Here is an 18739-nt window from a genome sequence, read left to right as displayed (position 1 = left end):
AAGGCGGCCGTGCGGCACGGCGAGAGTGATTAGGGGATGCGGTTGATCCAGCGCACGGCCCAGACGGGGCCGTCCGGGCTGGGGATACGGTCCAGGCGGGTCAGCGACAGCGGCGCGATGTCCAGGGACAGCGCCGCCGCCGGGGACAGCGACAGCGCCTGGGCCACCGCCGCCCGGATGGGCCCGGCATGGCTGACGCAGACGATGTCGCGGTCACCCGCCTGCCGGAGGCTCCAGTCCTCCACCGCCTCGGCGACGCGGCGGCACAGCGTGGCGAAGCTCTCACCTGCCGGCGGGGCGGTGCCGGCGGGGTCGGCCCAGAAGGGGGCCAGGTGTGGGTCGCCCGCATCCTCCAGCCCGGCGTAGCTGTGGCCCTGCCAGGCGCCGAAATGCTGCTCCATTAGGCGAGGGTCGGTCTCCGCCTCCGCCGGTGCGGCGGGCACCAGGGCGGCCAGGCGTGCTGCCGTTTCCCGCGTGCGGGACAAGGGGCTGGCCAGCCACAGCGCGGGGGTGGGCAGGCGCGCGGCGGTCAGCTGGGCGCTGGACCCCGGCCAGGGGGCCGCCAGCGGCACGTCGGCCTGGCCGGCGATCTGGTGCGGCTGGTCCAGCGGCGCGTGGCGCACCCACCACCAGCGGACCGTTGCCTCTGGCCGTTGGCTCATGGAATGGGGACCGCGCCGCCCAGCGCGCCCGTCACGGCCACCAGGAACAGGATCTCCGCCACCTGCTCCGCGGCGCCCAGCACGTCGCCGGTGATGCCGCCCACTTGGCGGCGCGCCAGCTGGGCCACGACCAGGACGCCGCCGGCCGCCACCGCCAGGACGGCCAGGCGGGTCATGCCCCCGTCCATGGGCAGCTTGCCCAGGGTGGTGGCGGCCAGGACGAAGCCGGCCAGCAGCGCCGCCAGGGCGCGGGCGCTGTTGGGCTTGCCCACGCCGGCGCTGTGGCCCACCAGCCGCGCCTCGGGCAACAGCAGCTTCATGCCCGGCAGGAAGGCGCGGGAATAGGCATGCGCCCCGATCAGGGCCACGGCCACATGGTGGGGGCTGGCGATGGCCGCCAGGGCCAGGGTGCGGGCGGCCACGCTCAGCACCAGAGCGGTGGCGCCATAGGTGCCGACACGGCTGTCCTTCATGATGGTCAGCTTGGCCTCGCGGTCGCGCCCGCCGCCGAAACCGTCGGCCACGTCGGCCAGCCCGTCCTCATGCAAGGCGCCGGTCAGGCCCATCAGGGCGCCCACGGTCAGCAGTGCCGCCAGCAGGGGCGGGACGTTGACGCTGCTCAGGCCCCAATAGACCAGGCCGCCCACGGCGCCGATCAGGGTGCCGACGATGGGAAACCAGGTCAGCGCTCGGGAATCCAGGTCCTGGGGCCAGGCCCCGCGCCAACGGATGGGCAACCGCGTCAAAAAGATCACGGCGGCTATGAATTCGGCGAAGACACCGCCCAGGCGCGGCCCCGTTGCATCAGTCATGGTTCCGGTATACGGGAAGTCCCGTCCGCCCGCCAGCGCCAGTCCGGCGCCTGATCGCGGGTCCCATCATCGGGCCGGAGCATCATGAGCGACATCCCCTCCTTCGACGAATTCCGCCGCGTCCTGGCCGACCTGCCGGGCCCGGATCTGGAGGCCGCCACCACCGTCATGCAGCGCGAGGTGCAGTTGACCAAGCCGCGCGGCGCCCTGGGCCGGCTGGAAAGCCTGACCGAGTGGCTGGCCACCTGGCAGGGCCGCACGCCCCCCGGGTGCAGCATCCGCGCGTGGCGGTGTTCGCCGGCAACCATGGTGTGGCGGCGCTGGGCGTGTCCGCCTATCCGTCGGCGGTCACGGCCCAGATGGTGCACAACTTCACCCAGGGCGGTGCGGCGGTGAACCAGCTGTGTGGCCAGGCCGACGCCGACCTCCGCGTCTATGAACTGGACCTGGACAACCCCACCGCCGACTTCACCCACGGCCCCGCCATGAGCGAGGAGGCCTGCGCCCGCGCCATGGCCTACGGCATGATGGCGGTGGAGACCGGCATCGACGTGCTGTGCCTGGGGGAGATGGGCATCGGCAATTCCACATCCGCCGCCGCCCTGTGCCTGGCCCTGTTCGGGGGCAAGGCTGAGGATTGGGTCGGTCCCGGCACCGGCCTGGATGCCGAGGGCGTGGCGCGTAAGGCCGCCGTGGTCGCGGCCGGCGTCCAGGCCAACGCCGATCTGCTGGCCGATCCCTTCCATGTCCTGCGCGCCCTGGGCGGGTATGAACTGGCGGCCATCGTCGGCGCCATCATGGCGGCCCGCATGGCCCGCACGCCGGTGGTGCTGGACGGCTACGCCTGCACCGCCGCCGCCGCCGTGCTGTTCAAGCTGGACCCCCGCGCCCTGGACCATTGCATCGTCGGCCACCTGTCGGCCGAGCCGGCCCACCGCCGCCTGCTGGACGCTATCGGCCAGGAGCCGCTGCTGACCCTGGGCATGCGCTTGGGCGAAGGCTCCGGCGCCGCCCTGGCCCTGCCCCTGCTGCAGGCCGCCGTCGCCTGCCACACCGGCATGGCGACGTTCACCGAGGCCGGCGTGTCCACGCGGGGCGGCGAGGGCCGGGCCACGCATTGATGACGTCGCCCCCTGCTCCATCAGGTCGGAGCAGGGGGCGACCGGCGCTCTGCTGGGGTTATCCTGCCAGTGTTATGATATGCGCCTGCTATCGTGAGAACGATGGAGATCACGGTTGGAATGGACCGCATGGAACAAAGGGCGCGTTAAAGATGTGGCTTTCATCGGCTTGGCGCTCCTGGTCGCCCTTATCTACTTCGTCAAAAGAAGCGGTCAGCCAAGTCCAGCTTTTGTGAACGGAACGTACAGCAGCGTCTGCTGCGGTTCGATTGTGCTGGCGGATGGCACCATACGCCGAGGCGGCGACGTATCCACATATCGGCTTGAGAGGATGAAGTTCGGCCTTACCGCTTATATGGACGCCACATTGACGCGCGATGGGCTACGGGCGTCGCCCGATGGTGCCAGTCTCGTTTTCGAGGAACGGAATGGGCGTTGGACTTTCGCGACTGTGGTCGATCACGAATATGCCGAGTTCACATTGGACGGCTCGATGTGATGTAGGCTAGGCCTTTCGTAGCTAAGCTTGGAACTTTCCATACGTCATGCGGAGTTTGAGAACTCACGGCCGGTGATACGTCAGCACCCACATGACGCCCACGGCCACCGCCACCAGGCAGGCCAGCATCCATGTGCGGATGGGGATCGCCACCTTTTCGCCGGGCCCCTTGTCCTTCTTGGGCTTGGCCGGGCGCTCCGAGCCCGCCACCACGGTGGGTTTGGGCCGGCCGCTGCCCTTGTAGGGGTCGTGCAGTTCCACCAGGCGCCAGTCATAGTTGGACAGCGCGTCCTCACTTTCGAAATCCACCTGGATCAGGCGGACGTAGCCGCGCCCGTGGCTGCGCACCGCTTCGCTGAACTCCCGCTTGCCCGCCGACAGGCTGTCGACCAGGGCCAGGGTTTCCCACTTCTTGCCCTGGGGCTTCTGCACCGCGAATTTGCGCTGGCTGTCCACGGACCTTTCTCCACCAGGTGGCATCCCGCCGTCATTATCAATGCCATACGCCCGGGGGCAAGGGCCTGCGCGGGTGCGACGCCTTGGCCCGATGCGCAATCGCTTGACGCCCGGCATGGTTGCCGCTGCTTAATCCAGGCGACCTTGAGCTTTGGGACGGTCGGGACAATGACGCGGCAGGTGTGGACAGCAAGCGTGGGTGACAGCCCGGATGAGGCGCGGCCGGGGGGCGGGCGTTGGGCGGCGGCGCGCATCAACCTGCGCACCCTCAACACCATCCGCTGGATCGCCATCGCCGGCCAGACCATCACCCTGCTGACGGTGGAGGATCTGGTCGGCGTCGACATTCCGCTGCTGCCGGCCCTGGCGGTGACGGCCGTATCGCTGCTGATCAACCTGTACGCCGTCGCCCGCCGGCGCCGCAGCCCCTTCCTGACCGAACTGGGGGCCGTCGCCTTCCTGGGCTACGACACCGTGCAGCTCACCCTGCTGCTCCTGCTGACCGGCGGCCTGGAGAATCCCTTCGCCGTCCTGGTGCTGGCGCCGCTGATGGTGGGGGCCAGCATGCTGGCGCGCCGGCTGGTCACGAGCCTCACCGCGTTGACCACCGCCTGTCTCACCCTGCTGTGGGCGTTGGCCATGCCCCTGTCCTGGCCGGCCAGCAACGGCGTCACCCTGTCGCCCATCTATCTGGCCGGCATCTGGGCGGCGCTCACCCTGGCCGCCATTTTCATCGCGACCTACGTCTACAAGGTGGCGCAGTCGGGCCGCGACCTGTCCCAGGCCCTGATCGCCAGCCAGGTGTCGCTGGCCCGCGCCCAGAAGGCGTCCGCCCTGGGCGCCCTGGCGGCGGCGGCGGCCCATGAGCTGGGCAGCCCGCTGGGCACCATCGCCGTGGTGGCCAAGGAGCTGGCCCGCGACATGCCACCCGACAGCCCCTGGCTGGAGGATGTCCAGCTGTTGCAGAGCCAGAGCGACCGCTGCCGCGTCATCCTGGCCGATCTGGCCCGCCGCCCGGACGCGGAAGGGGAGATGGAGCCCTATGCCCCCCTGGGCCCCGTCCAGGTCATCGAGGCCGTGGCCGCTCCGCACCGGCGGGCGGACGTGACCCTGGACATCACCGTCACCGGGGCGGAGGAGGGGGCGCCTTCCCCCTGCCGCTGTCGCCGGAACTGCAGCACGGCCTGGGCAACATCATTCAGAACGCCATGCAGTTCGCCACCACCCGGGTGGACGTGACCCTGCAGTGCGACCCCTCCGCCCTGGTGCTGACGGTGGCGGACGATGGCCCCGGCTTTCCCGTCAGCCTGTTGGAACGGTTGGGGGAGCCCTATGTCTCTGACCGGGATGAGCGGTTGGAGCAGGTGCCCGTGCGCGTGGGCGGGGGCGGCACCATGGGGCTGGGCCTGTTCATCGCCCAGATCCTGCTGGAACGCACCGGCGCCATCGTCTCCTACGCCAACGGCCGGCCGGGTAGCACCCCCGTCGGGGCCGGCGCCCTGGTCACCGTGAACTGGAGCGGGCCGCAGCCGGGCGAGTGAGGCGGCCCACAAGGCCATGTACGCGCGGGCCCAAGACAGGCCAAAGGGATAAATCAGGGATCGGGTGGGAACGAGGGCGTATTACCGCCCTTGGATGGCCACAATCGCGTGTCCATCTATTCCGCCATAACGGGGCGTCCTTTTGCCGCGTGTCGAAATCGCAGGCAAGCCGTCCCGGACGGCGTAATAAGGTCGTTCATAGCTTTGCAACCGTCCACACAGCACGGCCGGAAAATAAGGGGTTTTCGAGAGATGAGCGTTGAGACCGGTGACGTGATCGATCCCATGCGCCTCGGCTTCACCGGGGACGCGTCGCGCAGCCTGCTGGTGGTGGACGATGACGGCCCCTTCCGCATCCGCCTGGCCCGCGCGCTGGAAAAGCGCGGCTTCGACGTCGTGGCGGTGGACAGCGTCGCGGTGGGCGTGGAGGTGGCGCAGGAGGCCGCCCCGCGCTACGCCGTGGTCGACCTCCGCCTGGCCGACGGCAGCGGCCTGGATGTGGTGAAGGCCCTGCGCGACGCCCGGCCCGAGGCGCGCATCGTCATGCTGACGGGCTATGGCAACATCGCCACCGCCGTCGCCGCCGTGAAGGCCGGCGCCGTGGACTACCTGCCCAAGCCGGCCGACGCCGACGCGGTGGAGGCCGCCCTGCTGACCGACGGCCCCCTGCCGCCGCCGCCGGAACACCCCATGTCCGCCGACCGCGTGCGCTGGGAACACATCCAGCGGGTGTTCGAGCAGTGCGACCGCAACGTCTCGGAAACCGCGCGCCGGCTGAAAATGCACCGCCGTACCCTGCAGCGCATCCTGAACAAGCACGCGCCTAGGACTTAGTCTCGTTTTCCCTCAAGCGCCGGGCGCCCCCATCCGGGGGCTTGGCTATCCTCGCCTTTCAGTCCGCTTCGCTCCCCAAAAGGCTCCGGCGCCCGCAGTCGCGGGCTAGTCGGCGCTGACGCTCCTCCGTTGGAGCGGTCACTTGGGTCTGGATGGCGCGGACGCCCTGCCTCAAAAATCGCTGCAGCGGCCCTTGCGCTCCCAGTCGCCGTAGCGTGTGGGCTCGGGGCCGGTGGGGCCCCCGATCTCGCGCACGGGTTCGGGTTTCGCGGCCTCGGCCTTGACGGCTTCGGGGGCAGGCTCGGGCGCCGATGCCGTGGGGGCGACGTGCGCCTTGAACACGGGGGCCTTGGGTTCGGGCAAAGGGGGTTCGGGCAGAGGGGGGAGCTTGCTCATGGGGGTATAATTGGCCCCGACGCCCACCGACGCCAAGGGCTTTTGCCAGGTGTCGGCCTTTCCCATCCAAATCCATGCCGGAAACGGGGGGCGGGTGGCCGAAAGGGGCCGGTGACAGCGGGCTTTTTCCAGGGTACACCCCGCCCCCATGAATACCGAAACGTTGGCTGCCCGCCGGGTGGTCCTGGATCTCTTGGAAAGCGTGCTGCGCCGCCGCGTGCCGCTGGATGACGCATTGGATCAGCATCGGGGATTGCCGGCGCTGGAGGCGCGCGACCGCGCCTTCGTCCGCCTGCTGACCGCCACCGTCATCCGCCGCCTGGGCCAGATCGACGCCGTGGTCCTGTCGCTGCTGGCGCGGCCGGACCTGCCCAAGGCCGGCGTGCTGGACATCCTGCGCGTTTCCGCCGCCCAGCTGCTGTTCCTGGGCACCCCCGCCCACGCCGCCGTGGACACGGGCGTGGAACTGGCCGTGGCCAAGGGCCTGGCCGGCATGAAGGGCCTGATCAACGCCGTGCTGCGCCGCCTGGCGCGCGAGGGCGCTGACCTGCTGGCCGCGCAGGACGCCGGCCGCCTGAACACGCCCGACTGGCTGTGGCTGGCCTGGCGCCAGCACTACGGCACCGGCCACACCCGCGCCATCGTCGACGCCCATCTGGTCGAGGCGCCGCTGGACATCACGGTGAAGGGCGACCCGCACGCCTGGGCCGAGAGGCTGGAGGCGACGGTGCTGCCCACCGGCACCCTGCGCCGCGCCGCCGGCGGGTCGGTCACCGAACTGCCGGGCTTCAATGAGGGCGCCTGGTGGGTGCAGGATGCCGCCGCCGCGCTGCCCGCCCGCCTGCTGGGCGATGTCGCTGGCCTGACCGTCATCGACCTGTGCGCCGCCCCGGGCGGCAAGACCGCCCAGTTGGCCGCCGCCGGCGCCAAGGTGACGGCGGTCGACCGCTCCGCCCCCCGGCTGGACCGGCTGTCGCGCAACATGGAACGGCTGGGCCTGTCGGTCACCACGGCGGTGGCCGACGCCACCAAATGGCTGCCGGACGAACCGGTGGACGCCGTGCTGCTGGACGCGCCGTGCAGCGCCACCGGCACCATCCGCCGCCACCCCGACGTGGCGCGGCTGAAGACGCCGGAAGACGTGGGCCGCCTGCAGGGCGTGCAGCGCCGCCTACTGGACCGCGCCATCGACATGGTGAAGCCCGGCGGCCTGGTGGTCTACTGCACCTGCTCCCTCCAGCCGGAGGAAGGCGAGGAGCAGTTGTCCAAGCTGCTGTCGGGCCGCCTGGACGTCATGGTGGAACCCGTCATCCCGGTCGACTTGGCGTACGACCCGCAGGCGGACGCCACCGCGCTCGCCCCGCTGGTGACCGACAGCGGCGACGTGCGCACCACGCCCGGCCACTGGCCCGAGCTGGGTGGACTTGACGGATTTTTCATGACCCGCCTGCGCCGCACCGCCTAGCGGTTGGCAAAACAGCCCTTAGTTGATAGGAACCATAGTCACCATGCAGCAGCCGGTACGCATCGCCCCCTCCATCCTGTCGGCCGACTTCGCCAACCTGGGCGCGGAGGTTCGGGCCGTGGACGCTGCCGGCGCCGACTATATCCACATCGACGTCATGGACGGGCATTTCGTGCCCAACCTGACCATCGGCCCCATGGTGGTGCAGGCGCTGCGCCCGCATTCGGCCAAGGTGTTCGACGTTCACCTGATGATCAGCCCGGTCGACAATTTCGTCGCCGCCTTCGCCAAGGCCGGCGCCGACATCATCACCGTGCATCCCGAGGCCGGCGCCCACACCCATCGCACGCTGCAGTTGATCCGCAGCCTGGGCAAGAAGGCCGGCGTGGCGCTGAACCCGGCGACGCCCATCTCGGTGCTGGACTACATCATGGACGACGTCGACATGATCCTGGTCATGTCGGTCAACCCCGGCTTCGGCGGCCAGTCCTTCATCAACAGCCAGAAGGACAAGATCCGGGCCATCCGCCAGCGCATCGACGCGGTGACCGCCGGCACCTCCCGTGTCATCGACCTGGAGGTCGATGGCGGCATCAATGCCGAGATGGCGCCCGTGGCGATCTCCGCCGGTGCCGACGTGCTGGTTGCCGGCACCGCCACCTTCCAGGGCGGCCCTGACGCCTACGCCGACAACATCCGCCGCCTGCGCGGCCCGCTGGTCTAAGGGGTCGAACGGCGCATGGCCCGTGTCACTTCCGGCATGAGACGGTTTCGCGCCGGCCCCGGCGCGCTGGTCTACCGGACGCCGCTGTACGGCGTGCTGCTGAAAAGCCGCGCGCCCCAGGCGCTGGGTGTGGTGCCGGCCGACCCGTGGCCGGGCGACCCCCGCCAGGGTGAAGCGCTGCTGGCCGGCCGCTTCGCCTTCGCGGGGGAGGAGCGCCAGGCCGACCTGCCGCCCTGGCTGGACCTGTCCGCCGGGTCCGCCTGGCTGACCGCGCTGCATGGGTTCGACTGGCTGCGCCACCTGAAGGCCGTGGGCGGCGACGCCGCGCGGCGCCAGGCCCGCGTGCTGGTCACCAGCTGGCTGGACGGTTTCTCCTCCTGGCACGCCGTCGCCTGGGCGCCGGAGGTGACGGCCCAGCGCATCGCAGCCTGGATCGGCGCCCATGATTTCTTCCTGGCCAGCGCCGATGACGGCTTGCGCGCCCGGGTCTTCGACAGCCTGGCCCGCCAGTTGCGTCATCTGGCCCGCCTGGTGCCCGGTCGCCTGCGCGGCGTCGACCTGATCCTGGGCATCAAGGGCATGATCTATGGCGGCCTATGCCTGCCAGGCCGCGTGCGCACCGCCCAGCGGGCGCTGTGGCTGCTGAACCGCGAGCTGGCGCGCCAGGTCATGGCCGATGGTGGCCATGTGCAGCGCAGCCCATCGCTGCAATTGCAGGTGCTGCGTCACCTCATCGACATCCGGGGGGTGTTGCGCGCCGCCCGGGCCGACATGCCGGACGCCCTGCAGCATACTATTGACCGCCTGACCCCCACCCTGCGCTTCTTCCGCCATGGCGATGGCGGTCTCGCCCTGTTCAACGGCGGGTGCGCGGAAGACCCGGCCTTCATCGACACGGTGCTGAGCCAGGCCGACGCGCGCGGCCGCCCCCTGCGCTCCGCCCCCCATGTGGGGTTTGAGCGGCTGGCGGCGGGCCGCACCTGCGTGCTGTTCGACGCCGGCGCGCCGCCCCCCGCGGGCCTGGACGCCCGCGCTCATGCCGGCACCCTCTCATTTGAAATGAGCGTGGGGCGGGAGCGGCTGATCGTCAATTGCGGCGGCCATCCGTCGGAAACCGGCGCGTGGCGCGGCGCGCTCGCCTCCACCGCCGCCCACTCCACCCTGGTGGTGGCCGACACCAACTCCGCCTCGGTGCGGGAGGATGGCGGCCTGGGCCGTCGCCCGCATCCCGTAGAGGCCAAGCGGCGGGAAACCGGCGGCGCCGTGCTGGTCGAGGCGGCGCACGACGGGTACCGCGACGGCTTCGGCCTGATCCATCACCGCCGCCTGTACCTCGCCGAAAGCGGGGAGGACCTGCGGGGCGAGGACAGGCTTGAGGGCGGGTCGGGCGGCCAGGCCTACACCCTGCGTTTCCACCTGCATCCCGGTGTCCATGCCAGCCTTTCTCAGGGCGGTGACGGCGTGCTGCTGCGCCTGCCGTCGGGCGCCGGTTGGCGCCTGCGTCTGTCGGGCGGTGTGGTGGGGCTGGAGGAAAGCGTCTACCTGGGCGACGGGCCCGAGCCGCGCGGCACCTTGCAGGTCACCGTGCGCGGCCAGACGGCCCCCGGCGGCGCCACCGTGAAATGGGCCCTGCGCCGCGAGAAGAAGGCCGAGGGCGCCGACCCCTGACCACCCCTGTGTGAATTTCCCCGAGCCCGGCTTGCTGCCGGGCTTTCTCTTTCCCCAAATCCATCCAAGCCGGATTGCCATCATGACCAGCCCCGATCTCGTTCCCCTGCGCCGCGCCCTCATCTCCGTGTCCGACAAGACCGGCCTGATTGAGCTGGGCCAGGCCCTGGCCGCGCGCGGCGTGCACATCCTGTCCACCGGCGGTTCCGCCCAGCGCTTGGCCGAGGCCGGCGTGCCCGTGACCGAGGTGGGCGATCACACCGGCTTCCCCGAGATGATGGACGGCCGGGTGAAGACCCTGCACCCGCGCATCCATGGCGGCATCCTGGCCCGCCGCGATGACGAGGGGCATGTGGCGGCCATGAACGCCCATGACATCCCCGGCATCGACCTGGTGGTGGTGAACCTCTACCCCTTCGAGGCCACGGTGGCGAAGGGCGCGGATTTCGAGACCTGCATCGAGAACATCGACATCGGCGGCCCCAGCTTGATCCGGGGTGCCGCCAAGAACCACGACTTCGTGGCGGTGGTGACCGACCCCTCCGACTACGCCCCCCTGCTGGCGGAGTTGGCCGCCCATGACGGCCAGACCACACTGGACCTGCGCCGCCGGCTGGCCGCCAAGGCCTATGCCCGCACCGGCGCCTATGACGCCGCCATCGGCGCCTGGTTCGCCAACCGCCTGGGCCAGACCTGGCCGGAGAGCGTGACCGTATCCGGCACCCTGCGCCAGACCCTGCGCTATGGCGAGAACCCGCACCAGACGGCCGCCTTCTACGTGACGGGGGAGCGCCGTCCCGGCATCGCCACCGCCACCCAGCTGCAGGGCAAGGAGCTGTCCTACAACAACCTGAACGACACCGACGCGGCCTTCGAGCTGGTGGCCGAGTTCGAGCGTCCCGCCATCGCCATCATCAAGCACGCCAACCCCTGCGGTGTGGCCGAGGGCGATGACCTGCCCGGCGCCTATGCCCGCGCGCTGGCCTGTGACCCCGTTTCCGCCTTCGGCGGCATCATCGCCGCCAACCGCACGCTCGACGCCGTGACGGCCGAGGCCATATCCCGGCTGTTCGCCGAGGTGGTGATCGCGCCCGACGCGGACGAGGCGGCCCGCGCCGTGCTGGCGTCCAAAAAGAACCTGCGCGTGCTGCTGACCGGCGACCTGCCCAACCCGGCCCAGGCCGGCACCCTGATCAAGACCGTGGCCGGCGGCTTCCTGGCCCAGAGCCGGGATGACGGCCGTGTCCTGCCGGCCGACCTCAAGGTGGTGACCAAGCGCGGCCCGACGGCGAAGGAATTGGCCGACCTGCTGTTCGCCTTCCGCGTCGGCAAGCACGTCAAGTCCAACGCCATCGTCTATGCCAAGGACCTGGCCACCGTGGGCATCGGCGCCGGCCAGATGAGCCGAGTCGACAGCAGCCGCATCGCCGCCATCAAGAGCCGCGAGGCGGCACAGGCCGCGGGCCTGTCCGAGCCGGGCACCAAGGGCAGCGTGGTGGCGTCCGACGCCTTCTTCCCCTTCGCCGATGGTCTGATCGCCGCGGCGGAGGCCGGTGTCACCGCCGTCATCCAGCCCGGCGGCTCCATGCGTGACCAGGAGGTGATCGACGCGGCGGACGAGCGCGGCCTGGCCATGGTATTTACCGGGATGCGTCATTTCCGTCACTGACGGGCGTAGGAATGCCGGCGATGGTCCGTATCAAGGCATCGGCCATCGTCGGCGCTTCCCCCTTTGTCCTTCGTGGGACACTGTGGGGAGGACCGGTCGTTCAGGGGTGGCGATGACCTGAGGGGTACGCCCGGGACTGCGATGGGGTGCAGAAGCCTGGGCCAATAAGGACTGGGCCCGCCCGTATGATCGCCTCCGCGCCAGACCATGCCATTCCGGCAGGCGTCCCCCCATCCGCACCCGCCACCGGCGATCCGCCGGAGGGGGTGGCGTCCGCCGCCGTTCCCCTGATCCCGTCCGCCGGCCGGCCGGTGGCGGCCTTGCTGCTCATGAGCCTGGTGCTGACCCTGCTGGTCTTCGCCTGGGCCGCCTGGGACCATCACCGCCGGGTCTGGGACGACGCCCGCGACCAGGTGGTGGACGTCACCCATGTTCTGGAAGAACACGCGGGCAAGATCTTCAGCATCCACGCCGCCAGCCTGCGGTATGTCGAACGCCTGGTGGATGATGCCGGTTGGAAGGAAATCGCCGGTGACAGCCGATTCTATGACCGGCTGCGGGAGATTTGGCAGGCCTCGCCGGAGCTGGAGGGCGTGTGGGTGGTCGACCCCACCGGCATCGTCCGGGTCAACACCATGCAGTGGCCGACGCCCGTGCTGGATGTCAGCGATCGCGAGTATTTCCGCGCCCAGCTGAAACCAGGCACCGGTATCTATATCGGCCAGCAGCTGCGCGGCCGCCTGTCGGGCCAGCCCTTCCTGCCCATCAGCCAGCGCATGCAGACGTTGGATGGCCGGTTCAATGGCGTGGCCCAGCTGTCGCTCAGGCCGGATTATTTCATTTCCTTCTACCGGTCGCTGTTCGCGGGTGAGCCCAAGACCATGCTGCTGATCCGGGAAGATGGCGCCCTGCTGCTGCGGGAACCCGCCCCGGCGGACGACAACCTGCAGCAGGGCTCTTACCCCGGTTTCATCCAGGCGCCGGCGGATGCCGCCGGCACCTTCATCCTGACCTCGCCTATCGATGGCGTGGAGCGCCTGTACGCCCGCCGCAAGGTGCCCAACCTGCCGCTGTATGTCGTCTACGGCATCACCACGGACAGCATCGCCAGCGAATGGGAGGGCCGGGCCCTGATCTACGCCGCTGTGGCCGTGCCGGCCTCGCTGGCGCTGATGCTCGTGGCGTGGATCGCCATCCGGCGGTCCCGCGACCTGGCGCGCGCCGACCGCATCCTGCGCCAGGCCAACACCGTGCTGGAGGCACGGGTGGCTGACCGCACCCGCCATCTGGACAAGGCCTTGGCGGAACGGGAGATGTTGCTGCGCGATACGCATCACCGGGTGAAGAACAACCTGCAGGTTGTCTCCAGCCTGCTGCAACTGCAGGCCAGCATGAACCCGGCGCTGCGCCCGGTGCTGGGCGATGCCTTGCGCCGCATCCAGGCCATGGGGATCCTGCACGAACAGCTGCACCGCGCCGCCGATGTCGACGTGGTGCCGCTGGACCGCGTGATCACTGCCCTGGCGCGCGAGATCGACAATATCCACCAGGGGGAGGGAACCCCGGCGGATGAGCCGCGCCGCGTGACCCTGGCGCTGGCGGTGGAGCCGCTGGCGACGGACCTGACGGCCTCGGTGCCCGTCACCCTGGTGTTGAACGAGGTGCTGTCCAACGCCTTCAAGCACGCCTATCCCGGCGGGCGGGGCGGCGCCCTGTCCGTCACCTTGCGGCGTGAGGGGGCGGAGGGCGTGCTGACCGTGACCGACGATGGCATCGGCATGCCGGACGCCGCGTCCAGGGCCGGGCGCAAGAGCCTGGGCCTGCTGCTGATCGACGCCTTCACCCGTCAACTGCGGGGCAGCTTCCGCTACGAAAACGGTGCGCCCGGCACGCGGTTCACCTTGCGCTTCCCGCTGGGATAATCAGCATTGGCATAGTATGCCAATAAGGGGTGGGCTTCCAGCACCGCCCTTGCCGCAGGAGGAATCCCTATGCCCACACGCAACGTGGTGCTGACCGACCATCATGAGCGGGTCATCGAAACCCTGGTGCGATCTGGCCGCTATCAGAACGCCAGCGAGGACCTCCGCGCCGGCCTGCGGTTGGTGGAACGGGAAGAAGAGGAACATGCCGCCAAGCTCAGGGCGTTGAGCGAAGCGGCGGAGGTGGGGCGCCGGGATATCGCGGAAGGCCGGTTTGATCTGCTGGAAAGCGATGCGGACCTGGAAAATTACATCGCCAATTTGGGCGGTGCAGCCGCTGGCGAGCGCTGATCACAGCGAAGCCGCTGTGGTCGGGATCGTGCGTGTCCTTCACGATGCCATGGACGTGGAACAGCATATTCCCGGTGGCGAAGGCCCCTGAAACGCCGACCGGCCGCCCTTTGTGGGGCGGCCGGCGCGGTAATCGAAGCTTTGAGGACGGCGATCAGCCGTCGCCCATCTTGAGGGCGGCGATGAAGGCGCTCTGCGGAATTTCGACCTCGCCGAACTGCCGCATGCGCTTCTTGCCTTCCTTCTGCTTGTCCAGCAGCTTGCGCTTGCGGCTGATGTCGCCGCCGTAGCACTTGGCCAGCACGTCCTTGCGCATGGCGCTGATGGTTTCGCGGGCGATGACGCGGCTGCCGATGGCGGCCTGCACGGCGATCTTGAACAGCTGGCGCGGGATCAGCTCCTTCAGCCGCTCGCACAGCAGGCGGCCGCGGTGCTCGGCCTGGCTGCGGTGGACGATGGTCGACAGCGCGTCCACCGGCTCGGCGTTCACCAGGATGGACATCTTGACCAGGTCGCCGGTCTCGTACCCTTCCATCTGGTAGTCGAAGCTGGCATAGCCGCGGCTGATGGACTTCAGCCGGTCATAGAAGTCGAACACCACTTCGTTCAGCGGCAGCTTGTAGACCAGCATGGCGCGCCCGCCGACGTAGGTCAGGTCGATCTGCTGGCCGCGCCGCTCGGTGCACAGCGCCAGGATGCCGCCCAGATATTCGTCGGGCAGCATGATGGTGGCGCGGATCCACGGCTCATCGATGTGGTCGATGCGGATGGGGTCCGGCATGTCGGCCGGGTTGTGCATGTCGATGACCGACTTGTCGGTCATGTGGACCTTGTAGATGACGCTGGGCGCCGTCGTGATCAGGTCCAGGTTGAACTCGCGCTCCAGCCGCTCCTGGATGATCTCCAGGTGCAGCAGGCCCAGGAAGCCGCAGCGGAAGCCAAAGCCCAGGGCGGCCGACGTCTCCGCCTCGAACTGGAAGCTGGCGTCGTTCAGGGCCAACTTGCCCAGACTCTCGCGCAAATGCTCGAACTCGGCGGCGTCCGTGGGGAACAGGCCGCAGAACACCACCGGCACGCTGGGCTTGAAGCCTTCCAGCGGCTCGGCCGCCGGGCGACGATCCTCGGTGATGGTGTCGCCCACCTTGGTTTCGCGGATGTCCTTGATGCCGGCGGTGATGAAGCCCATCTCGCCCGGCCCCAGACGGCCCGACTGCACGGCCTTGGGCGTGAAATGGCCGACGCGGTCGGCTTCCTTGGCGGCGCCCGTGGCCATCATGCGGATCTTCTGGCCAACCTTCAGCTCGCCATCGACGACGCGCACCAGGATGACCACGCCCAGGTAGGGATCGTACCAGCTGTCGACCACCAAGGCCTTCAGCGGCGCGTCCAGCTCGCCCTTGGGCGGCGGCAGCCGTTTGACGATGGCTTCCAGCACGTCCTTGATGTTCAGGCCGGTCTTGGCCGAGATCATGACGGCGTCGCTGGCGTCCAGGCCGATCACGTCCTCGATCTGCTGCTTGATGCGGTCGGGTTCGGCCGCCGGCAGGTCGATCTTGTTCAGGACCGGGACGATTTCATGGTTGTGGTCGATGGCCTGGTAGACGTTGGCCAGCGTCTGCGCCTCCACCCCCTGCGAGGCATCGACCACCAACAGCGAGCCCTCGCACGCCGCCAGCGAGCGGGAAACCTCATAGGCGAAGTCGACGTGGCCGGGCGTGTCCATCAGGTTCAGCTGATAGGTCTGCCCGTCATCGGCCTTGTAGTTCAGGCGCACGGTCTGCGCCTTGATGGTGATGCCGCGCTCGCGCTCGATATCCATGCTGTCGAGCACCTGCTCGCGCATTTCGCGGGCGTCCAGGCCGCCGCAATACTGGATCAGGCGATCGGCCAGGGTCGACTTGCCGTGGTCGATATGGGCGATGATGGAGAAATTGCGGATGTGCGAAAGGTCGGTCATGACGGGCCGGTCTGGGAAAATTCCCGCGACCATAGGATGCCCCGCGTCCTGGCGCAACCGCGGGGTTGGCGGGGCGTTCATGTGCTATCCAGCGATCGCCGCCGCCAGATGGCGCAAGTCTGGAACGGTCGCCGTCGGCGGGATGCCCCAGGGATCGAACAGCGCGTCGGGGGACCGCTTCACCCAGGCGGCGCGCCAACCGGCGGAAAGGGCGCCGATGACGTCGAAGGGATTGCTGGACACCAGCCAGGTTTCTGCACCCGTGGCGCCGGCCATTCGCAGGAAATGGCTGTAGACGGCGGGGTTGGGCTTGAATGAGCGCAGGTCGTCCGTGCTGACGATGTCCAGGAACAGGTCGGCGACCCCGGCGGCGTCGAGCAGGGTGCGCACCGCCTCCGCGGTCCCGTTGGAAAAGGCGTAAAGGCGAAAGCCGGCCGCGCGCAACAGGGCCAGGCCATCCGCCACGTCGCTGAACGCCGGCAGGGTGCGGTAGGCGTCCAGCAGGGCCGTCCGCTGATCTGGGCCCAGTGGCGTTTTGTACAGGGCGCAGGTGTGGTCGAGGGCCTGGGCGGTACAGGCGCTGAAGGGCACGTAGTTCTGCATCAGGGCGCGGCGGAATGTGTATTCCAACTGCCGTTCCCGCCAGGTGCGGGAGAACTCCGCCGCCTTATCCCCGACCATGCCCCGCAGCATCGTCACCAGCCCCTGGGTGTCGATCAGCGTGCCGTACACGTCAAAGGCCAGTGTCACCGTCATCGCTACCCTCCTTGGTGGGGGCGCTGATCTTACCCCGCCCGCACCTTGGCCACGAAGCCCGCCACCTGGTGGCGCAGATGGTCGGATTGGCTGACCAGATCCTGGGCGGCGTGCAGCACGTCGGTCGCCATGGTGCCAGTCTCGCTGGCGGCGCGGGTGACCTGGCCGATGGTGCTGGACACGTCGGAGGTGCCGGCCGCAGCCTGGGCCACGCTGCTGGCGATCTCGTTCGTGGCGGCCCCCTGCTGCTCCACGGCGGCGGCGATGGTGGTGACGATGTCGCTGATGCGGCCGATCGTGCCGCTGACGCCGTGGATGGCGCCGGCGGCGTTGCCGGCCACCGCCTGGATCTCCCCGATCTGGGCGCTGATCTCCTCCGTCGCCTTGGCCGTCTGGGTGGCCAGGGTCTTCACCTCGCTGGCGACCACGGCGAAGCCCTTGCCCGCCTCGCCGGCGCGCGCTGCCTCGATGGTGGCGTTCAGGGCCAGCAGATTGGTTTGGCTGGCGATGTCGCTGATCAGGCGCACCACGTCGCCGATCTTGCGCGCCGCCTCCACCAGCCCGCTGACCGTATGGTTGCTGCGTTCCGCCTCCACCACCGCGTTCTGGGCGATCTGCGAGGATTCCTCGACCCGCCGCCCGATCTCCTGGATGCTGGCGGACAGTTCCTCGGCCGCCGCCGCCACGGTGTTGACGTTGCCGGCCGCGGCCTCCGCCGCGCCCGCCACCGCCAGGGTCTGGTGGTTGGTCTGCTCCGCGATGGCGGACAGGCCCTTGGCGTTGCCCTGCATGCGGTCGGCCGCTCCAGCCACCCCTTCCACCACCTGGTTCATGCTGGCCTCGAACTCATCGGCCAGGTGGGCCAGGGCGGCATGGCGCTCGGCCTGCGCCTGGGTCTTCAGCGTCTCCTGCTCATGGCGCAGGGTGTCGGCCTCCACCATCGCGCTTTGGAAGATGCGCAGGGCGCGGACGGTGGCGCCGATCTCGTCCCGCCGCTCGGTCGCGCGCACCTCCACGGTCTGGTCGCCGTCGGCCAGGGCGGTCATGGTGTCGACGATGCGTTTCAGCGGCCGCGACACGCCGGCCCAGGCGATCCACAGCGCCAGCGCCATGACCACGACGGCGCCGGACAGGCCGGCCGTCAGCGTCACCCAATAGGTGCGCTCGTTACGGGCCTTGGCGGCCGCCTCGCCCTTGGCCAGGTTCTCGTCCACCGCCTTGGTGATGACGGTCAGCCGGTCCAGCAGCTTGGACAGGCGGATGTCGAACTCATCGGTCAGGGTGGCGGCGCCGGCCTTGACGTTGCCGGCCAGCATCTGTTCGCGCGCCTCTTCCGCGAACTTCATCATGGCCTTGAACTCATCTCTGGCCATGGCCAGGTCGTCCTTGGTCCCCGGGTTCAGCCTGGCGACGCTGTCCAGGTACTTGGACAGATCGCTGGCCTGCTGCCCGATCTCATCCTTCATGCTGTCGATGATGAACTTGTCGGTTTCGGCCACCATCATGTAGCTGATGCGGCCGATGTTGGCCGCGGCGCCATTGGCGCGGTCGATGGCCTTCAGGGCCTCCGCCTCGCCATGCAGCAGGTGCTGGTATTGGGCCGCACCCGTGTTCATCTGCGACAGGGTGTAAAGCGAGGTGCCCAGCGTCACCAGCCCCATCAGGATCAGGGGCAGCAGCAGCTTCTGGATGATGGGCAGGTCCCGGAAAAACCTCATGCAGCCTCTCCTCCCCGAGGATGACGCCAGTCTTGGCGTCAGTGTCCGCTTTTTATCGTTGGAAGGATAGTAAGCGGCGGGGAAGGCGAGGGCGCAAGAGGGTTCGGTCGCCTAAAATTCACAATAAATTGATCGGGAAAGAAGGGCGCCCCCGAACCCCAGGGGGCGCCTACTGCGGCCTTGCCGGT

Annotated in this window: 17 protein-coding genes and 2 pseudogenes; 12 read left to right on the top strand and 7 right to left on the bottom strand. The window is 69.3% G+C overall.

The window, feature by feature from the left end; genetic code table 11:
- Positions 1 to 29: 29 nt before the first annotated feature.
- A complete protein-coding gene (locus UCD39_RS18040) occupies positions 30 to 662 on the bottom strand; it encodes a histidine phosphatase family protein (protein WP_330497258.1) in 633 nt (210 codons plus the stop codon).
- Positions 659 to 1474, bottom strand: coding sequence for an adenosylcobinamide-GDP ribazoletransferase (gene cobS, locus UCD39_RS18035; protein WP_330497257.1), 816 nt, complete (start codon positions 1472 to 1474; stop codon positions 659 to 661). The genes UCD39_RS18040 and cobS overlap by 4 nt, the downstream gene beginning before the upstream one ends.
- Before the next feature lie 84 nt (positions 1475 to 1558).
- On the opposite strand from cobS, the pseudogene UCD39_RS18030 reads away from it, so the two are divergent.
- The 3 genes and pseudogenes from UCD39_RS18030 to UCD39_RS18020 form a co-directional block, all read left to right on the top strand.
- Positions 1559 to 1684: pseudogene (locus tag UCD39_RS18030) on the top strand (nicotinate-nucleotide--dimethylbenzimidazole phosphoribosyltransferase); the annotation flags it as partial.
- Between the two features lie 11 nt (positions 1685 to 1695).
- Positions 1696 to 2595: pseudogene (cobT, locus tag UCD39_RS18025) on the top strand (nicotinate-nucleotide--dimethylbenzimidazole phosphoribosyltransferase); the annotation flags it as partial.
- 115 nt (positions 2596 to 2710) lie between these two features.
- On the top strand, positions 2711 to 3094 hold the full coding sequence (locus tag UCD39_RS18020; RefSeq protein ID WP_145619986.1) for a hypothetical protein: 384 nt from the start codon (positions 2711 to 2713) through the stop codon (positions 3092 to 3094).
- 63 nt (positions 3095 to 3157) lie between these two features.
- Here UCD39_RS18020 and UCD39_RS18015 read toward each other — a convergent pair whose 3' ends face one another.
- A complete protein-coding gene (locus UCD39_RS18015) occupies positions 3158 to 3550 on the bottom strand; it encodes a hypothetical protein (RefSeq protein ID WP_145732728.1) in 393 nt (130 codons plus the stop codon).
- Positions 3551 to 3718: 168 nt separating this feature from the next.
- Here UCD39_RS18015 and UCD39_RS18010 point away from each other — a divergent pair, with 168 nt between their 5' ends.
- The 3 genes from UCD39_RS18010 (at position 3719) to UCD39_RS18000 (ending at position 5925) form a co-directional block, all read left to right on the top strand.
- The gene (locus UCD39_RS18010) at positions 3719 to 4789 is read left to right on the top strand and encodes an ActS/PrrB/RegB family redox-sensitive histidine kinase (RefSeq protein ID WP_330497256.1); all 1071 of its coding nucleotides are present in this window, start codon (positions 3719 to 3721) and stop codon (positions 4787 to 4789) included.
- Positions 4759 to 5091 carry an ATP-binding protein gene (locus UCD39_RS18005; RefSeq protein WP_330497255.1) on the top strand — a complete coding sequence of 111 codons (333 nt, stop codon included), beginning with the start codon at positions 4759 to 4761 and terminating at the stop codon, positions 5089 to 5091. The genes UCD39_RS18010 and UCD39_RS18005 overlap by 31 nt, the downstream gene beginning before the upstream one ends.
- Before the next feature lie 252 nt (positions 5092 to 5343).
- Positions 5344 to 5925: an ActR/PrrA/RegA family redox response regulator transcription factor gene (locus UCD39_RS18000; RefSeq protein ID WP_330497254.1), complete on the top strand. Its 582-nt coding sequence runs from the start codon at positions 5344 to 5346 to the stop codon at positions 5923 to 5925.
- Positions 5926 to 6096: 171 nt separating this feature from the next.
- Here UCD39_RS18000 and UCD39_RS17995 read toward each other — a convergent pair whose 3' ends face one another.
- Complete coding sequence (locus UCD39_RS17995; RefSeq protein WP_442943664.1) at positions 6097 to 6387, bottom strand: DUF1674 domain-containing protein; 291 nt, start codon at positions 6385 to 6387, stop codon at positions 6097 to 6099.
- A gap of 82 nt (positions 6388 to 6469) precedes the next feature.
- On the opposite strand from UCD39_RS17995, the gene UCD39_RS17990 reads away from it, so the two are divergent.
- The 6 genes from UCD39_RS17990 to UCD39_RS17965 all read left to right on the top strand — a co-directional run bounded on the left by UCD39_RS17990 (position 6470) and on the right by UCD39_RS17965 (position 14120).
- Positions 6470 to 7786, top strand: a complete 1317-nt coding sequence (locus UCD39_RS17990; protein ID WP_330497253.1) for an RsmB/NOP family class I SAM-dependent RNA methyltransferase — start codon at positions 6470 to 6472, stop codon at positions 7784 to 7786.
- A gap of 43 nt (positions 7787 to 7829) precedes the next feature.
- Complete coding sequence (gene rpe, locus UCD39_RS17985; RefSeq protein WP_330497252.1) at positions 7830 to 8510, top strand: ribulose-phosphate 3-epimerase; 681 nt, start codon at positions 7830 to 7832, stop codon at positions 8508 to 8510.
- 15 nt (positions 8511 to 8525) lie between these two features.
- On the top strand, positions 8526 to 10178 hold the full coding sequence (locus UCD39_RS17980) for a heparinase II/III family protein (protein ID WP_330497251.1): 1653 nt from the start codon (positions 8526 to 8528) through the stop codon (positions 10176 to 10178).
- A gap of 82 nt (positions 10179 to 10260) precedes the next feature.
- Positions 10261 to 11847, top strand: coding sequence for a bifunctional phosphoribosylaminoimidazolecarboxamide formyltransferase/IMP cyclohydrolase (gene purH / locus UCD39_RS17975; RefSeq protein WP_330497250.1), 1587 nt, complete (start codon positions 10261 to 10263; stop codon positions 11845 to 11847).
- Between the two features lie 185 nt (positions 11848 to 12032).
- On the top strand, positions 12033 to 13769 hold the full coding sequence (locus tag UCD39_RS17970; RefSeq protein WP_330497249.1) for a sensor histidine kinase: 1737 nt from the start codon (positions 12033 to 12035) through the stop codon (positions 13767 to 13769).
- Between the two features lie 69 nt (positions 13770 to 13838).
- Positions 13839 to 14120, top strand: a complete 282-nt coding sequence (locus tag UCD39_RS17965) for a type II toxin-antitoxin system ParD family antitoxin (RefSeq protein WP_330497248.1) — start codon at positions 13839 to 13841, stop codon at positions 14118 to 14120.
- A 154-nt stretch (positions 14121 to 14274) separates the two neighbouring features.
- Here UCD39_RS17965 and lepA read toward each other — a convergent pair whose 3' ends face one another.
- The 3 genes from lepA to UCD39_RS17950 form a co-directional block, all read right to left on the bottom strand.
- Positions 14275 to 16077, bottom strand: a complete 1803-nt coding sequence (lepA, locus tag UCD39_RS17960; RefSeq protein WP_330497247.1) for a translation elongation factor 4 — start codon at positions 16075 to 16077, stop codon at positions 14275 to 14277.
- A gap of 84 nt (positions 16078 to 16161) precedes the next feature.
- Positions 16162 to 16833 carry a haloacid dehalogenase type II gene (locus UCD39_RS17955; protein ID WP_330497246.1) on the bottom strand — a complete coding sequence of 224 codons (672 nt, stop codon included), beginning with the start codon at positions 16831 to 16833 and terminating at the stop codon, positions 16162 to 16164.
- A 29-nt stretch (positions 16834 to 16862) separates the two neighbouring features.
- Entirely contained in the window at positions 16863 to 18551 is a 1689-nt protein-coding gene (locus UCD39_RS17950; protein WP_330497245.1) for a methyl-accepting chemotaxis protein, read from the bottom strand.
- Positions 18552 to 18739: the final 188 nt, after the last annotated feature.

The organism is Nitrospirillum karajorum, assembly GCF_036348415.1.
In the GTDB taxonomy this organism is placed as follows: domain Bacteria; phylum Pseudomonadota; class Alphaproteobacteria; order Azospirillales; family Azospirillaceae; genus Nitrospirillum; species Nitrospirillum amazonense_B.
Note: the sequence above shows the minus strand (reverse complement) of the source record. Positions and strands in the feature narration are given on the sequence as shown.

Excerpts from the sequence above, each read along its gene's own strand:
- UCD39_RS18040 (WP_330497258.1), bottom strand. The coding sequence starts at position 662 with ATGAGCCAACGGCCAGAGGCAACGGTCCGCTGGTGGTGGGTGCGCCAC.
- cobS (WP_330497257.1), bottom strand. The coding sequence starts at position 1,474 with ATGACTGATGCAACGGGGCCGCGCCTGGGCGGTGTCTTCGCCGAATTC.
- UCD39_RS18010 (WP_330497256.1), top strand. The coding sequence starts at position 3,719 with ATGACGCGGCAGGTGTGGACAGCAAGCGTGGGTGACAGCCCGGATGAG.
- UCD39_RS18005 (WP_330497255.1), top strand. The coding sequence starts at position 4,759 with ATGCAGTTCGCCACCACCCGGGTGGACGTGACCCTGCAGTGCGACCCC.
- UCD39_RS18000 (WP_330497254.1), top strand. The coding sequence starts at position 5,344 with ATGAGCGTTGAGACCGGTGACGTGATCGATCCCATGCGCCTCGGCTTC.
- UCD39_RS17995 (WP_442943664.1), bottom strand. The coding sequence starts at position 6,387 with ATGGGAAAGGCCGACACCTGGCAAAAGCCCTTGGCGTCGGTGGGCGTC.
- UCD39_RS17990 (WP_330497253.1), top strand. The coding sequence starts at position 6,470 with ATGAATACCGAAACGTTGGCTGCCCGCCGGGTGGTCCTGGATCTCTTG.
- rpe (WP_330497252.1), top strand. The coding sequence starts at position 7,830 with ATGCAGCAGCCGGTACGCATCGCCCCCTCCATCCTGTCGGCCGACTTC.
- UCD39_RS17980 (WP_330497251.1), top strand. The coding sequence starts at position 8,526 with ATGGCCCGTGTCACTTCCGGCATGAGACGGTTTCGCGCCGGCCCCGGC.
- purH (WP_330497250.1), top strand. The coding sequence starts at position 10,261 with ATGACCAGCCCCGATCTCGTTCCCCTGCGCCGCGCCCTCATCTCCGTG.
- UCD39_RS17970 (WP_330497249.1), top strand. The coding sequence starts at position 12,033 with ATGATCGCCTCCGCGCCAGACCATGCCATTCCGGCAGGCGTCCCCCCA.
- UCD39_RS17965 (WP_330497248.1), top strand. The coding sequence starts at position 13,839 with ATGCCCACACGCAACGTGGTGCTGACCGACCATCATGAGCGGGTCATC.
- lepA (WP_330497247.1), bottom strand. The coding sequence starts at position 16,077 with ATGACCGACCTTTCGCACATCCGCAATTTCTCCATCATCGCCCATATC.
- UCD39_RS17955 (WP_330497246.1), bottom strand. The coding sequence starts at position 16,833 with ATGACGGTGACACTGGCCTTTGACGTGTACGGCACGCTGATCGACACC.
- UCD39_RS17950 (WP_330497245.1), bottom strand. The coding sequence starts at position 18,551 with ATGAGGTTTTTCCGGGACCTGCCCATCATCCAGAAGCTGCTGCTGCCC.